Below are 14,789 nucleotides of genomic sequence, written 5' to 3' on the forward strand. Positions count from 1 at the left end.
GGAGAACATGTCCGACATCGCCGGGGACGAACTCGTCCCGTACACCGATCGCTTACCCGTCCCGAAGGTGCTGCGCCCCGCCCGGGGCGAGGTGCGCCGGGAGACCGAGATCGCCGTGCGCCCCACCTGGGTACGCCTGCACAGCCAGCTGCCGCCGACCCTGATGTGGGGGTACGACGGCACCGTGCCCGGCCCCACCATCGAGGTGCGGCGCGGGGAGCGCGTCAGGATTGCCTGGACCAACCGGGTGCCGCGCGGCAGCGCGTACCCCGTCACCGCCGTCGAGGTGCCGCTGCGCCCGCAGGGCACCCCGCCCGCGACCTCCGAGCCCGGCCGCGGGGACGCCGAGCCCAGCGCGGACGTGGCGGCGCTGCCCGCCTGGACCGTGACGCATCTGCACGGCGCCCAGACCGGCGGCGGCAACGACGGCTGGGCCGACAACGCGGTGGGCGAGGGCGACGCCCAGCTCGCCGAGTACCCCAACGACCACCAGGCCGTGCAGTGGTGGTACCACGACCACGCCATGAACATCACCCGGTTCAACGTCTACGCCGGACTCGTCGGCACGTATCTGGTGCGCGACGAGGAGGAGGACGCGCTGCGGCTGCCGCACGGCAAGCGGGAGATCCCGCTGATCCTCGTCGACCGCAACCTCGACACCGACGAGGACGGACGCCTCGATGGGCGGCTGCTGCACAAGACGATCGTCGTCGACCCGAAGAACGCCGAGACGGGCCGGCCGGTCTCGGCCCCCTTCACCGGCCCCTTCACCACGGTCAACGGCGTCATCTGGCCCCACCTCGACACCGACGCCGCCTGGTACCGCTTCCGGCTCGTCAACGCCTCCAACGCCCGCATCTACGACCTGGTGCTCCTCGACGAGGACGACAACCCGGTGCCGGGGGTGCTCCACCAGATCGGCAGCGACGGCGGACTGCTGCCCGCCCCGGTGCCGATCGGCTTCGACGCGGCACTGCCCGCGCTGACCGTCGCCCCCGCCGAGCGCATGGACCTGCTCATCGACTTCCGGGAGCTGGCCGGCCGCCGGCTGCGCCTGGTCAACAAGGGCGCGGGCAAGCCCGCCGGGGTGCCCGACCCGGTGAACAACGTCCGCTACCCGCACGTCATGGAATTCCGCGTCCGCGCGTGCCACGAGCACGACGGCTTCGTGCTGCCGCAGGTGCTCTCCGGCTCCTTCCGGCGGTACGAGCACGGGCAGCTGCACCACGGCCACCGCCTGGTCGTGCTCACCCCGCCCGGCACCGTGGGCGGCGGCGGCCACCCGGAGATCTGGGAGATGGCGGAGGTGACCGACGCCCCCGCCGAGCCGACGGACGGCGTGATCCGGCTGCGGGGCGCCGACGGCACGGTGAAGACCTACCGGCGCATCGCCCGGACCTTCAACGACGGCCTCGGGTTCACTCTCGCCGAGGGCGCCTTCGAGCAGTGGAGCTTCCTCAACCTCGGCGGGCCCGTCCACCCGATGCACATCCATCTGGCCGACTTCCAGCTGATGGGCCGTGACGCGTACACCGTGGACGGGTTCGACCAGAAGCTCGGCGGCACCCGGGCGCCGGTTGCCTACGACGCGGGCCGCGTGATCCCGCTGGCGCCCAACGAGCGCGGCTTCAAGGACGTCTTCCGGGTCCCGGCGGGGCAGCTGGTGCGGGTGCTCGGCCGCTTCGACGGGGCGTACGGGCGGTTCATGTACCACTGCCATCTGCTGGAACACGAGGACATGGGCATGATGCGGCCGTTCGTGGTCGCGCCCGCCGAGGCGCTCAAGTTCGACCACGCGGGCGGGCACGGCGGCCACGACGGCCACGGAGGGCACACGGGCTGAGGCACGGCGGCTGCTCCTTCTGGGGGCGGGCAACGGGGCCGGGGTGCGGCCGGGTCAGGGCCTGGCCGCGCCCACCGTCTCGCGGTCGGCCGGGGGCAGGCCGCTCGCCAGGTCCTCGGCGAGCAGCCGCTTGGCGATGGTGTCGGCGGCGGCCCGCAGCTCCGCGCTGCGCGGGCGCCCCCGGTCCCGCTCCAACTGCTCGTTGAGCCAGTCCGACCAGGACGCGCTGATCGTGTCGACCTCGCGGCGGCCCGCCCCGGTGAGCGAGAAGTAGGCGCCCTCGCGGGTCAGGAACCCCTCGTCGACCATCCGCTGGAAGACCGGCACCAGCACCTCCGGCGGCAGATGGCGGCGGCCCGCGATCAGGCCGAGGCGGGCGTGCCCGACCATCCTGGTGAAGAGCTCCACCTGCATCACCGCCCAGGCGCCCGCCATGTCGAGCCGCGTGTCGGAGCGGGCCACGATCTCGCGCGCGGTGTCGGGGCCCGCGCTGCGCACGATCTTGCCGACGGACAGCTCCAGGAGCTTCTGCGAGTCGCCGGCCGACGGCTGTGCGAAGCCCTCGCCCATGTCGGTGGAGGAGGAGCGGGCCGAGTCGCGCAGCTCGACCTGCTTGAGGAAGAGCGCCACGAGGAAGCCGGCGGCCGCCACCGGCACGGTCCACAGGAACACCGTGTGCAGGGAGTCCGCGTACGCCTGGACGATCGGCTCGGCGGCCGCCGGGGGCAGCGACTTCAGGCCCTCGGGCGACTGCGCGGCCCGGGCGAGCGCCGCCGGGTCGGCCCCGCCCGCCCGCGCGGCGGCGGCGATCCCGTCCGCCAGGTTGGGCTTGAGGGTGTTGGCGTAGATGGTGCCGAAGACCGCCGTGCCGAAGGAGCTGCCCAGCGTACGGAAGAAGGTCACCCCGGAGGTGGCGGTGCCGAGGTCGGCGTAGTCGACGGTGTTCTGCACGGCGATGGTGAGGACCTGCATGCACAGGCCGATGCCGACGCCGAGGACGAACATGTACAGGGACTCCAGCCAGGCGCCGCTGTCCGGGCCCATCAGCGAGAGCAGATAGAGCCCCACGCCCATCACCAGGGCGCCCGCGATGGGGAAGATCCGGTACTGCCCGGTCCTGCTCACCACGGTGCCGCTGAACACCGAGGCGATCAGCAGGCCGATCACCATCGGCAGGGTGCGCACGCCCGAGACGGTCGCGGAGTCGCCGTCCACGTACTGGAGGTAGGTCGGCAGGAACGTCATCGCGCCCAGCATCGCGAAGCCGACGATGAAGCTGAGGACGGAGCAGACCGTGAAGACGGGGTTGCGGAACAGCCGCATCGGCAGCATCGGCTGGGCGGCCCGGGTCTCCGCCCAGCAGAACAGGGCCAGCGCTGCCACACCGCCCGCGAAGAGGACGAGGATGACCGGCGAGGACCAGGCGTACTCGTTGCCGCCCCAGCTCGTCGCCAGGATCAGGGCGCTCGCCCCGGCCGCGACGAGCCCGATGCCCAGGTAGTCGATGACCGGCTTGGCGACCGAGCGGACGGAGGGGATGGTGCGGGCGGCGGCGACCACCACCAGGACCGCGATGGGCACGTTCACGTAGAACGCCCAGCGCCAGGTCAGATGGTCGGTGAAGAGGCCGCCCAGCAGCGGCCCGATGACCGTGGAGACGCCGAACACCGCGCCGATCGCGCCCTGGTACTTGCCGCGCTCGCGCAGTGGGATGACGTCCGCGATCAGCGCCATCGAGGTGACCATCAGACCGCCGGCGCCGATGCCCTGGAGCGCCCGCCAGGCGATGAGCAGCGACATGTTGGTCGCCAGGCCGCACAGGAACGAGCCGGTGATGAAGACGACCGCCGAGACCTGGAAGACCACCTTGCGGCCGAACAGGTCGCCGAACTTGCCGACGAGCGCCGTCGCGACGGTCTCCGCGAGGAGGTAGGAGGTGACCACCCAGGACATGTGCGCGGCGCCGCCGAGGTCGGAGACGATCGTCGGCAGCGCGGTGCCCACGATCGTCTGGTCCAGCGCGGCCAGCAGCATCCCGAGCATGATCGTGGCGAACACGATGTTCCGCCGGCGGACGTCCAGCACGGGCGGCGCGGAGGCTGCCGGGGGCGCGGTCTCGCTGGCTGTGCTCACACGGGCACCCTCACACCCTCGCAGGTGGGACGCACGCGGTGCGGGCCGTACGGGTGGGCGCGGGAGGCTCAGCCGGGGACGGCCGCGCCGGTCGCGTCCGGCCTCGCGACGGGCGCCGCCACCCTCGCGCACCGCAGCCTCGGCAGCGCCGGGACCGCCGCCAGGAACATCAGGGTGGTCAGGACGAACGGCCAGGTCAGCGCCTGCCCTCCGGCCGGGGCCAGCAGGGCGCCCAGCGCCGGGCCGAGGACCGTCGCGACCGCCGCCCCGGCCACCGCGAAGCCGAGGCTGAACCGGTCGGGGGCGAGCAGCGCCCCGCACAGGGCCATGGCCACCAGCACCGCGTTGTACCCCGCCGTGCCGTCCGCGATCCGCTCCGCCGGGGCCCCCAGCGCCCAGGCCGTGAGGACGCCGACGGCGCTGCCCGCGCAGGCCATCGCGCCCGCGAGCCGGTCGGCCAGGAAGATCCCGGCGAGGAAGATCAGCCCCACGTACCACTGGGGCACCAGGAAGATCTGGGCGACGTTGGCGAAGAAGCCGTGCACCACCTCGCCCGCCCCCGGCGCGGCCGGGCCCTCGGCGGCACGGGCGAGCGCGGCCGGGCCATCGCCCTGGTGCCACACCCCGCGGAAGCCCGGCGCCGCGAGCGTCAGCGCGCTCGCCGTCAGACAGAAGGGCAGCGTCAGCGGCGGCAGGCCCCAGGTGCGCAGCACGGTGGCGGTGGCCGCGGCGACCACGGTCACCACCGCGCAGCCGCCGGCCGCGAGCAGCGCGGTGGACGGGTGCCCCGGTCCCAGGCCGACCGCGCAGCAGAGGGCGACCAGACAGGCGTTGAACCCTTCGAGTCCGGCGGTGATCCTGGCCCGCTCGACGCCCAGGAGCCGGGCGGTGGCGGTGCCGACGGCGGTGCCGAGCAGCCCGTACAGCCCGTAGTGCCAGCCCGCCACGAAGAGCCCGACGGAGAACACCGCCCCGGTCACCGCGCTCGGCACGAAGTCCACCTGGGCCTGCCCCCGCAGGACGTGAACGGCGAACCGCCGCCACCGCGCGGCGCGCTCCTGCCCCACTCCTCGTCCCTCCCGTCCCGGGGCCCGGACGGCCCAGGGCACTGTACGGGGGGCGGGGCGGGCCGGGGCAAGAGGTGCGCCCTGGTCGGAACCTCCCACGATCGCCGGTCCGGCTCGGTGGATCCGGTGGGATTGATTTCTGGTTACGCGAGGGTAAGTTGGCGGGTCAGTCATCTCTCGTACCACCGACAAGCACTCCGTACCACTCCGCCCCGAGCCGAGCAGAGGAGTCGACGCATGGGCGTACGGAAAGACCTGAGGACGGCCGTCCGGCGCGGTGAACCCACCGGCCCTGCCCGGGTGGAGCTGGTGCGCGAGGGCGGTGAGGTGCGCGAGGTGCGGGTCGCCCCGCTCGCCGCGCCCGGGACGGGCAGCGTCGCCGACATCCCGTTCGCCAACGCCGCCGAGGCACCGGACGCGGTGGCGCTGCGCCGCAGGCGCGGCGGGCGCTGGCAGCCGGTCACCGCCGCCGCGTTCGCCCGCGAAGTCGCCGACACCGCCAAGGGTTTGATGGCCTCCGGGCTCGAACCCGGCGGGCGCGTCGCCCTGATGTCGCGCACCCGCTATGAGTGGGCCGTCCTGGACTTCGCGATCTGGGCGGCGGGCGGGGTGAGCGTGCCCGTCTACGCCACCTCCTCGGCCGAGCAGATCGACTGGATCCTCGCCGACTCCGGGGCGGGGATGCTGATCGCGGAGAGCGGGGCCGAGGTGCGGACGGCCGGCGCGGCCACCGAGGGCCGCCGGGTCCTCGTCATCGACGACGGGGCGCTCGCCGAACTCGCCGTCAGCGGGCGGGGCGTGAGCGACGAGGAGCTCGACAAGCGGCGTGCCGCGGTCGGCCCCGACACCCTGGCGACGCTCTGCTACACCTCCGGCACCACCGGCAGGCCGAAGGGCTGTGTGCTCACCCACGGCAACCTCTACACCGAGGCCGCCAACACCGCCGAGCTCGCCCACCCCGTCTTCAAGTCGGCAGGTGGCCGGCCCGCCTCCACCCTGCTCTTCCTGCCGCTCGCCCACATCCTCGGCCGCAGCCTCCAGATCGGCTGTCTGCTGGCCCGCATCGAGATAGGGCACTGGCCCAGCGTCAAGCCCGAGGAACTGCGCCCGCAGCTGAGGGAGTTCAGGCCCACCTTCATCGTCGGTGTGCCCTATCTCTTCGAGAAGATCCACGACACCGGGCGGGCCACCGCCGAGCGCATGGGCCGTGCCGCCTCCTTCGACCGCGCCCACCGGACCGCCGTACGCTACGGCGAGGCGTCCCTCGACCGCCTCCTGGGCAGGGGGAAGGGCCCCGGCCCCGGACTCCGGCTCTCCTGGGCGCTCTACGACCTGCTGGTCTACCGCCGGGTCCGCAAGGAGCTGGGCGGCCGGCTGCGGCACGCCATCAGCGGCGGCTCGCCCCTCGACCGCGAGCTGAGCCTGTTCTTCTACGCCGCCGGCATCCTCGTCCACGAGGGCTACGGGCTCACCGAGACCTCCGCCGCCGCCGTCATCACCCCGCCGCTCGGCCCGCGCCCCGGCACGGTCGGGCTGCCCGTGCCCGGAACCGCGGTACGGATCGCGGACGACGGGGAGGTGCTGGTCAAGGGGCCGATCGTGTTCGGCGGGTACTGGAACGACACGGCCGCCACCGAGGCCGTCCTGAACGGCGGCTGGTTCGCCACCGGCGACCTCGGCCGCTTCGACGCCGACGGCTACCTCACCATCACCGGCCGCAAGAAGGACATCCTGGTCACCTCCGGCGGCAAGAATGTCTCGCCCAGCGTCCTGGAGGACCGGCTGCGCGGCCGTCCGCCGGTCGGCCAGTGCGTGGTCGTCGGCGACAACCGTCCGTACGTCGCCGCGCTGGTCACCCTCGACCCGCAGGCGCTGGACCACTGGCTGGCCGTGCGCGGGCGGCCGGTGGACACCCCGGTCGCCGACCTGGTCGACGACGAGGAGCTCGTCGCGGACGTCCAGAAGGCCGTGGACCACGCCAACGCGGCGGTCTCGCGGGCCGAGTCGATCCGCCGGTTCCGGCTGGTGGCGGGGGAGTTCACCGAGGAGAACGGGTTGCTGACCCCGTCCCTGAAGGTCAGGCGGCGGGCGGTGGCCGCCGCGTACGCCCGCGAGATCGAGGAGCTGTACGCGCGGAGGTGACCGAGGAGCCCGGTAAGGGGTCGGCCCGCTCGCGCAGCCGCATCGCGCGCAGCACGATCTCGGTGGCGAAACGGCGCTCCGGGTCGGCCAGCCGGGGGCCGAAGGCCGCGTCGAGATTGCGCATGCGGTAGCGGACGGTCTGCGGGTGGATGTGCAGCACCTCGCCGATCTGGGCGGCGGTGCCCCGGGTGGCGAGCCACGCCCGCAGGGTCTCGGTCAGCCGCTCGCGGCGGGTCTCCGTATGGCCCTGGAGCGGGGCCAGTTCCCGGGCCGCCAGCAGCTCCACGAGCGCCGGGTCCGACATCAGCAGCAGTGTGACCAGGTGGTCCGCGGTGTGCACCACCGGCTCCTCGGTGATGACCCCGGCCAGCGCGAGGCCGAGCGCCTGGCGGGCCCAGCGCAGGGAATCGGCCGCCCCGGCCGGCCCCACCGTGGGCCCGGCCGCCGCGCGCGCCCCGCCGAGCGCCTGGACGAGGGACGCCTGGCGCTCCGCGTGGAGGGCGCCCGGCACCAGCAGATACGGCTGCGGGTCCCCGAGGTCCATGAGCACGTCGCCGTGCAGGGCGGTGCGGGCGGGGTGGGCGCCGGCGCTCAGCGCGACCAGGGTCAGTTCCTCGGGGAGCTGCCAGCCCGCCCGTTCGGCCAGCTCGACCAGGGTGGCCCGGGGGGTGCCGCTGCCGGAGGCGATCAGCCGCAGGATCTTCCTGCGCAGCTCGTCCTGGTTGTCCTCGGCCGACGATCTGGCCTGGAGGTAGCCCTCGCTGGCCAGCGCCTCCAACTGGTCCATGTACGCGAAGAGGGTGTCCGCGAAGGAGAGCATGAAGACGGGGGAGAGGTTGTAGCGCTTGCCCAGCTTCTTGGTGTGGCGCAGCGCGACCCGGGCGCCGACCCGGAAGGTGCCGCGCAGGGTGTCCAGGCTGCCGCCCCGGGAGGCGGCGAACCGGCCGAACGTACGGATCATCTCGTCCCGCAGCGGCGACGGCACCGAGGGCCGTACCACCTGGTCCACGAAGATGGTCAGGCTCTGCTCGATCGCCGCGTGCACGAACCGCCCGTGCGGGCCCGCGAAGACCTCCGCGAACTCCGGGTACGCGCGGACGACCTCAGTCTTGATCTCGTCGAGCAGTGCGGGGAGTTCTGGCCACATGATGGTGGCGAGCTCCCGGGGGATCGGACCCAGCTGCTCCGAGGAGGCCGATGCGTGGAGGGCGTTCGGCATGCGCTGTCCCTTTCACTGGCCGGGACGTACGGCTCGACGTTCGGCTCGGGTGGGCGACGCACCGTGGGCCTTCTGCGGGGCCGACGTCAACTCACAACATCTGCAACATAGACCAGCCCGCTCCCGAGGGCACCCGTACGTACGGGGGAAATGTGTGCCCCGTGACGGGTTCTCGTTGCGGCCGGACACAAAGATGCTCGCCCCGGCGCGGAAGGGGCAATGGGACGGCCGGAACACGGCTGAAAACGTTGACCCGCGGACGAATTTCCGGGCGCGGGCCGCCGAGGCGCAATAACGTGCGTGCGCGTGGCGGGCGGAAGACCGGGCGGCCGGATTCGGCCGTCGGGTATTGCACGCCCCGATTCCGCGCGCGTAGCGTCCTGGGTGCCCCGGGGCGGACGGCACTCGCCGCCCCCTCACGGCGGGCCACCGCCCGCTCCCCGGTGGCGCGGCCCACGCCCCAGGGCTGCGGATCCAGGCGGGGCCCCGCGGTCCGTCCCCCCGGACAGCGGGGCCCCGCTGTCGCCTGCGGCCGGGCTCCCCATGCCTTCCGGATCCTCATGCCTCCCGGTTCCGCGCGCGCCCCGGTTCTGTGCCGCCGTTGACAAGGCGGGCACCCGGAATTGTGGCGCCGGTGACAAATAAACGCCGACGGGCGCGGAGACCGGAGATTCGCGCGGAAGCGGTATTGCGGCACGGGGTTACCCGTACGTAACGTCACGGCGACATCGGCCGTTCCCGGCGCCCGCAGAACCCCAATTCACAGGAGCCAAGCCATGGGCGGTGCATTCGACCGGCGTGGTGCCGCTATCACCGCCGCGCTCGGCGCCATCGTGCTTCTCCTCGGTCTTGTTCCGGCATCGGGGACAATTGCGCGGAATCGGGAGACGGCTGTCGAGGCCGTTTACGACTGCGGGGCGGGCCCCGTTCGCCGGGCCGTCACCGTGGGCTTCCTCGGCGCCCATCCGACGAACGGCCGCCCCGGCCAGCCGCTGCGCACCGAGCGGTTCTCCGTACGCCCCGAGCTGACCCCCGAGGTGGCCGCCGCGCTCCTTCCCCCGGGCACCACGGCGGTCACCGGAACCGCCCGGCTGGCCGTGGAGGTCGCCCATAGCGGGGCGACGGCCCACGCCGACTGGGCGGGGCTCACCGCGTCGGTCACCCCGGGGGGCGACGGGCTGCGGCCGGTGTTCACGGGCGAGGTACCGGCGATCACGGTGGGAAGGGCGGGCGAAGTGGTGCTGGGCGCACGGGAGTTGACGCTGCTCCTCCAGTCGGTGACCGCGCCCGCCTCCCCTTCGGGACCGGCCCCTGCCCCCTCGTCCGTACCCCCGTCGACCCCGGCCCCCGCCCCGGCCCCGCCGCCCGCCGCGTCGCCCGCTGCCGCCCAACCCCCCGTCGCCGCCGCGCCGTTGGAGCTGCGGTGCACCCCCGCGAACCCGCCGGGCCCCCGGCTCGCCGCCTGGACGGTGAGCGAGCCCACGGCCCCGCGCACCGACCCCGCATCCACCTCCGTCCCCACGACGCCTTCCACCGCCCCCGGCACGCGGCCCGGCGGGGCCGCGATCCAGGTCGGCCCCGCGCCGCTCGCCCCCGCACCCGTCTGCCCGGCCGACCCGCCCGCCGGGGAGCTCGACCCGAGCCGGCTGCCGAAGCCACCGCCCGGCGCCGTCGAGGGCCGGCTGGGCGCCTCGCTCTGCGTGGTGGCCGTGGGGTACGCCACCGTCCACAAGCTCGGCAGCGCGATGGTCGTCAACGATCCGCACGGCACCCCCGGCCCGATGCACCTCAACCTCGGCAAGCGCACGGTCAGCGCCCCCGACTACGACGAGTCGGACTCGGTGGGGCTGCTGCGCTTCCCCGACGCCTCCTCCACCTTCCTCACCTTCGGCTTCCAGCCCACCAGCGCGCAGGTCACCTTCGAACCGGACCCGGTGACCGTCGTCAACGTCCGGCGCGGCGAGACGTTCACCACCACCATCGCCTACCGGCAGTACCTGCGCGTCCACGATGTGACCGTCAACGGCGTACCGCTGGACGTGGGGCCGCGCTGCCGCACCGTGCGGCCGTTCGACACCGTCCTGAGCGGCGCGTACAACTTCCTGACCGGCGGCATCCTCGACGGCCGGATCACCATCCCGCCCTTCGCCGGCTGCGGCAACCGGGGCGAGGACCTGTCGCCGCTGTTCACCGCCGCCCTCTCCGGTCCGGACAACGCCGTCCGCATCCGGCAGGGGCAGCTCGCGGGCGCCGGGAGCGCCCCGCCCGTCCCCGAACTGCCCCCGCGCTGAGGAGCCGCGAAGCCATGGGAATCGACGTGGTCGTCGAGGGGCTCACCAAGGCCTTCGGACGGCAGACCATCTGGCAGGACGTCACCCTCACCCTGCCGGCCGGGGAGATCAGTGTGATGCTCGGCCCCTCCGGCACCGGCAAGACGGTGTTCCTGAAGGCGATCGTGGGACTGCTCCGGCCGGACCGGGGCCGGGTCCTGGTCGACGGCGTCGACATGGCCAACAGCCGCGAGCGGGACGTCTACGAGGCGCGCAAGCTCTTCGGGCTGCTCTTCCAGGACGGCGCGCTCTTCGGCTCGATGAGCCTCTTCGACAACATCGCCTTCCCGCTGCGCGAGCACACCAGGAAGAAGGAGTCGGAGATCCGCCGGATCGTCATGGAGCGCATGGAGGTGGTGGGGCTGGTGGGCGCCGAGCGGAAGCTGCCGGGCGAGATCTCCGGAGGGATGCGCAAACGGGCCGGGCTCGCCCGGGCGCTCGTCCTGGATCCGCAGATCATCCTCTGCGACGAGCCGGACTCCGGCCTCGACCCGGTCCGCACCTCCTACCTCTCCCAGCTCCTCATCGACATCAACACCCAGCTCGACGCGACCATGCTGATCGTCACCCACAACATCGACATCGCCACCACCGTCCCCGACAACATGGGGATGCTGTTCTGCCGCGAGCTGGTCGCCTTCGGCCCCCGCGAGGTGCTGCTGACCAGCGACGAGCCGGTCGTCGAGCAGTTCCTCAACGGGCGCAGGGCCGGACCCATCGGCATGTCGGAGGAGAAGGACCGGGCGACCCTCGCCGAGGAGGCCGCGCACGCCCCGGCCCCCGGTCCGGCCGCCCGGCGCACCCTCGCCCCGCAGCTCCAGCCCACCCCCGGCCTGCCGCCGCGCCGCGCGGTCCAGCGCCGCCGGGCCCGGGTGCGCACGCTCCTCGACGAGCTGGCGCCCGCCGCCCGCGCGGCCGTCGAGGCCGACCTGCGGGGCGCGCCGCCCGGCGGCCTCGACACCACGCTCGTACGGACCAGGCCCCTGCACACCTACGAGGGCGGGGGACTGCGATGAGCGCCCCCACCGAGTCCGGACCCGTCGCGCCGCCGCCCCGGCCGCCGCTGCGCGTCCTCCACCCGCTGCGCGAGACCGGCAGGCTCTTCGCGCTGGGCCTCACCGTCGTACGGCTGACCTTCCGGCGGCCGTTCCAGGCGCGGGAGTTCGTCGAGCAGTTCTGGTTCATCGCCAGCGTCACCATCCTGCCCGCGATGCTGGTGACGATCCCGTTCGGCGCGGTCATCGCCCTCCAAGTGGGCGCGCTCATCCAGCAGTTCGGCGCCCAGTCCTTCACCGGGGGCGCGAGCGTGCTCGTCCTGGTCCAGCAGGCGAGCCCGCTGATCGTGTCCCTGCTGATCTCCGGGGTCGCGGGCTCGGCGATCTGCGCGGACCTGGGCGCGCGGACGATCCGCGAGGAGCTCCAGGCCATGGAGGTCATGGGCGTCTCCCCGGTGCAGCGGCTCGTGGTCCCCCGGGTCCTGGCGGTGATGTCGGTCGGGCTGCTGCTCAACGGCCTGGTCTCGGTGGTCGGGACGCTCGGCGGCTACTTCTTCGCGGTGATCGTGCAGCACGGCACCCCGGGCGCCTACCTCGCCAGTTTCTCCGCGCTCGCCCAGCTCTCCGATCTGCTCATCGGGGAACTCAAGGCGGTGCTCTTCGGGTTCATCGCCGGAGTGGTCGCCGCCTACCGGGGACTGAACCCCAAGGGCGGCCCGAAGGGTGTGGGCGACGCCGTCAACCAGTCCGTCGTCTTCACCTTCCTGATCCTCTTCTTCGTCAACATGGTCCTGACGGCCCTGTACCTGCGGCTCGTCCCGGCGAAGGGGCTCTGACATGGCGCTCCTGGACCGGGCCCGGGGCCGCGCCCGCGAGGACACCGGACCCGGCCCGCGCGAGCCCAGCAGATGGCTGGCGTGGCTGGACCGTCCCGGCGACGAACTCCTCTTCTACGTCCGCGCCCTGCTGTGGATCCCGCGCGCGGTCCGCCGCTACCCCAAGGAGGTCCAGCGCCTGTTCGCCGAGGTCACCTTCGGCAGCGGCGGTCTGGGCGTCATCGGCGGCACGGTCGGCGTGATGATCGGCATCACCGTCTTCACCGGGACCGTCGTCGGCCTCCAGGGGTACGCGGCGCTCAGCCAGATCGGCACCGACGCCTTCACCGGGTTCGTCTCCGCGTACTTCAACACCCGCGAGATCGCCCCGCTGGTCGCCGCGCTCTCCCTCTCCACCACGGTGGGCGCCGGTTTCACCGCGCAGCTCGGCGCGATGCGCATCAACGAGGAGGTCGACGCGCTGGAGAGCATGGGCGTACGGCCCCTGCCGTACCTCGTCTCGACGCGGATCGTGGCGGGCACGGTCGCCATCGTCCCGCTGTACGGGATCGGGCTGCTGGGGTCGTTCCTGGCGTCCCGGATGGTGACCGTCCTCTTCAACAACCAGTCCACGGGCACCTACGACCACTACTTTCACCTCTTCCTCGCCCCCACCGACGTATTGCTCTCCTTCCTCAAGGTGCTGGTCTTCAGCGTCCTGGTGCTCATGGCGCACTGCTACTACGGCTACCGCGCCACGGGCGGCCCGGCCGGCGTCGGCGTGGCCGTGGGCCGGTCGGTGCGGACCGCGATCGTGCTGATCAGCGTCGCCGACTTCTTCCTCAGCCTGGCGCTGTGGGGCGCCACGACCACGGTGAAGGTGGCGGGATGAGCGCGCCCGTGCGGCAGAGGCCGGCCAGGGCTCCGGTGAAGGCGCGCCCGGCGGACACCGTGCTCGCCCGCCGCCGCAGACTGGCCGGGCTGCTCTACCTGCTGCTGCCGGTGCCCCTGGTCTGGCTGTCGCTCGCCTTCTACCACCACGACTTCGAGGACACGGCCCGCGTGGTCGTGGAGGCCGGTGCGGTCGGGGACGAGATGCGGCCGCAGGCGGACGTGAAGCTGCGGGGGGTGGTGATCGGCCGGGTCGAGAAGATCGACACCGACGGCGGGACCGCCCGGCTCACCCTCGCCATGAAACCGGGGCAACTGCGCCGGGTGCCCTCGGACGTGTCGGCCCAGCTGCTGCCCACCACACTCTTCGGCCAGCGCTATGTGGCGCTCGTACCGCCCGCGCGGCCCTCCGCGCGGGCGCTGGCCCCCGGCAGCGTCATCCCCAAGGACCGCAGCCGCAACGCCGTCGAGCTGGAGACGGCGCTCGACCACCTGCTGCCCGTGCTCACCGCCGTACAGCCGCAGAAGCTGTCGGCGACGCTGACGGCGGTCGCGGACGCGCTGCGCGGACGCGGCGACCGGCTCGGCGCCACCCTGGAGCAACTCGACGGCTATCTGGGCGAGTTCAACCCGCTGCTGCCCGTGCTCAACCGGGACGTCAAGGAGTTCGTCCGGGTCGGTGAGGGGTACGCGCGGGCGGCGCCCGACATCGTCGACGCGCTCTACGACGCGACCACCACCAGCGCCACCCTCGCCGCCGAGCAACGGCGACTGGCGGCGGTGTACGGATCGGTGACCACCTCGTCGAGGGACCTCACCACCTGGATCCGGCAGAACCGCGACAACCTCATCCGGGTCACGGCCGCGAGCCGCCCCTCCCTCCAGATCTTCGGCCGGTACGCGCCCGCCTTCCCCTGCACCCTCAAGACCCTGGCCGACTTCGTCCCCGCCATGGACCGGGCGCTGGGCAAGGGCACCGACGAGCCGGGGCTGCACGTGGACGTGACGGTCGTCCCGGACCGGGGCGCCTACCGGCCCGGCCACGACACCCCGCGCTACACCGCCACCGGCGGCCCCGCCTGCTACCCGGTGCCCTACGGCGGCGGCCCGGCGTCCGGGCGGGCCCCCACCAGCGCCGCCGCGCCCCTCGCGACGGTCGGCGGCGGCCTCGGCGTCGCCAACTCGCCGCAGGAGAACACCCTGGTGAACGAGGTGCTCGCGGCCGGCGAGAGGCGGACCCCGGACACCCTGCCCGACTGGTCGAGCGTGCTCGCGGGACCGGTGCTGCGCGGCACGGACGTGAGGCTGCGGTGAACGCGGAGACCAACGGGAGGAGGACGGAGGTGAGGACGAG

General features: G+C 73.3%; 10 protein-coding genes. 7 read left to right on the forward strand and 3 right to left on the reverse strand.

Features of this window, described 5'->3' with window-relative positions; all coding sequences use genetic code 11:
- The first annotated feature begins 7 nt into the window (after window positions 1-7).
- Complete coding sequence (phsA, locus tag ABZ404_RS05905; RefSeq protein WP_358836803.1) at window positions 8-1,843, forward strand: O-aminophenol oxidase PhsA; 1,836 nt, start codon at window positions 8-10, stop codon at window positions 1,841-1,843.
- 54 nt (window positions 1,844-1,897) lie between these two features.
- On the opposite strand, the gene ABZ404_RS05910 is transcribed toward phsA, so the two are convergent.
- Window positions 1,898-3,976, reverse strand: a complete 2,079-nt coding sequence (locus ABZ404_RS05910) for an MDR family MFS transporter (protein WP_358836802.1) — start codon at window positions 3,974-3,976, stop codon at window positions 1,898-1,900.
- Between the two features lie 68 nt (window positions 3,977-4,044).
- Window positions 4,045-5,043 carry an urea transporter gene (locus ABZ404_RS05915; RefSeq protein WP_358836801.1) on the reverse strand — a complete coding sequence of 333 codons (999 nt, stop codon included), beginning with the start codon at window positions 5,041-5,043 and terminating at the stop codon, window positions 4,045-4,047.
- 237 nt (window positions 5,044-5,280) lie between these two features.
- Between ABZ404_RS05915 and ABZ404_RS05920 the strand changes: the two genes are divergently transcribed.
- Window positions 5,281-7,185: an AMP-binding protein gene (locus ABZ404_RS05920; RefSeq protein WP_358836800.1), complete on the forward strand. Its 1,905-nt coding sequence runs from the start codon at window positions 5,281-5,283 to the stop codon at window positions 7,183-7,185.
- On the opposite strand, the gene ABZ404_RS05925 is transcribed toward ABZ404_RS05920, so the two are convergent.
- Complete coding sequence (locus ABZ404_RS05925; protein WP_358990157.1) at window positions 7,121-8,404, reverse strand: helix-turn-helix domain-containing protein; 1,284 nt, start codon at window positions 8,402-8,404, stop codon at window positions 7,121-7,123. The two genes, ABZ404_RS05920 and ABZ404_RS05925, sit on opposite strands and share 65 nt — an antisense overlap.
- Before the next feature lie 776 nt (window positions 8,405-9,180).
- Here ABZ404_RS05925 and ABZ404_RS05930 point away from each other — a divergent pair.
- From ABZ404_RS05930 to ABZ404_RS05950, 5 genes are read left to right on the forward strand one after another with little or no spacing between them, the layout of a single operon-like run.
- Window positions 9,181-10,695, forward strand: a complete 1,515-nt coding sequence (locus ABZ404_RS05930) for a hypothetical protein (protein ID WP_358835663.1) — start codon at window positions 9,181-9,183, stop codon at window positions 10,693-10,695.
- 14 nt (window positions 10,696-10,709) lie between these two features.
- A complete protein-coding gene (locus ABZ404_RS05935; protein WP_358835664.1) occupies window positions 10,710-11,750 on the forward strand; it encodes an ATP-binding cassette domain-containing protein in 1,041 nt (346 codons plus the stop codon).
- Window positions 11,747-12,565, forward strand: a complete 819-nt coding sequence (locus ABZ404_RS05940; protein ID WP_358835665.1) for an ABC transporter permease — start codon at window positions 11,747-11,749, stop codon at window positions 12,563-12,565. Before ABZ404_RS05935 ends, ABZ404_RS05940 begins: the two co-directional genes overlap by 4 nt.
- A 1-nt stretch (window position 12,566) precedes the next feature.
- The gene (locus ABZ404_RS05945; RefSeq protein WP_358835666.1) at window positions 12,567-13,436 is read left to right on the forward strand and encodes an ABC transporter permease; all 870 of its coding nucleotides are present in this window, start codon (window positions 12,567-12,569) and stop codon (window positions 13,434-13,436) included.
- On the forward strand, window positions 13,433-14,749 hold the full coding sequence (locus ABZ404_RS05950; RefSeq protein WP_358835667.1) for an MCE family protein: 1,317 nt from the start codon (window positions 13,433-13,435) through the stop codon (window positions 14,747-14,749). Before ABZ404_RS05945 ends, ABZ404_RS05950 begins: the two co-directional genes overlap by 4 nt.
- Window positions 14,750-14,789 lie beyond the last annotated feature (40 nt).

Origin of the sequence: Streptomyces sp. NPDC005878, from assembly GCF_040629815.1 — a bacterium.
Classification (GTDB): Bacteria; Actinomycetota; Actinomycetes; order Streptomycetales; family Streptomycetaceae; genus Streptomyces.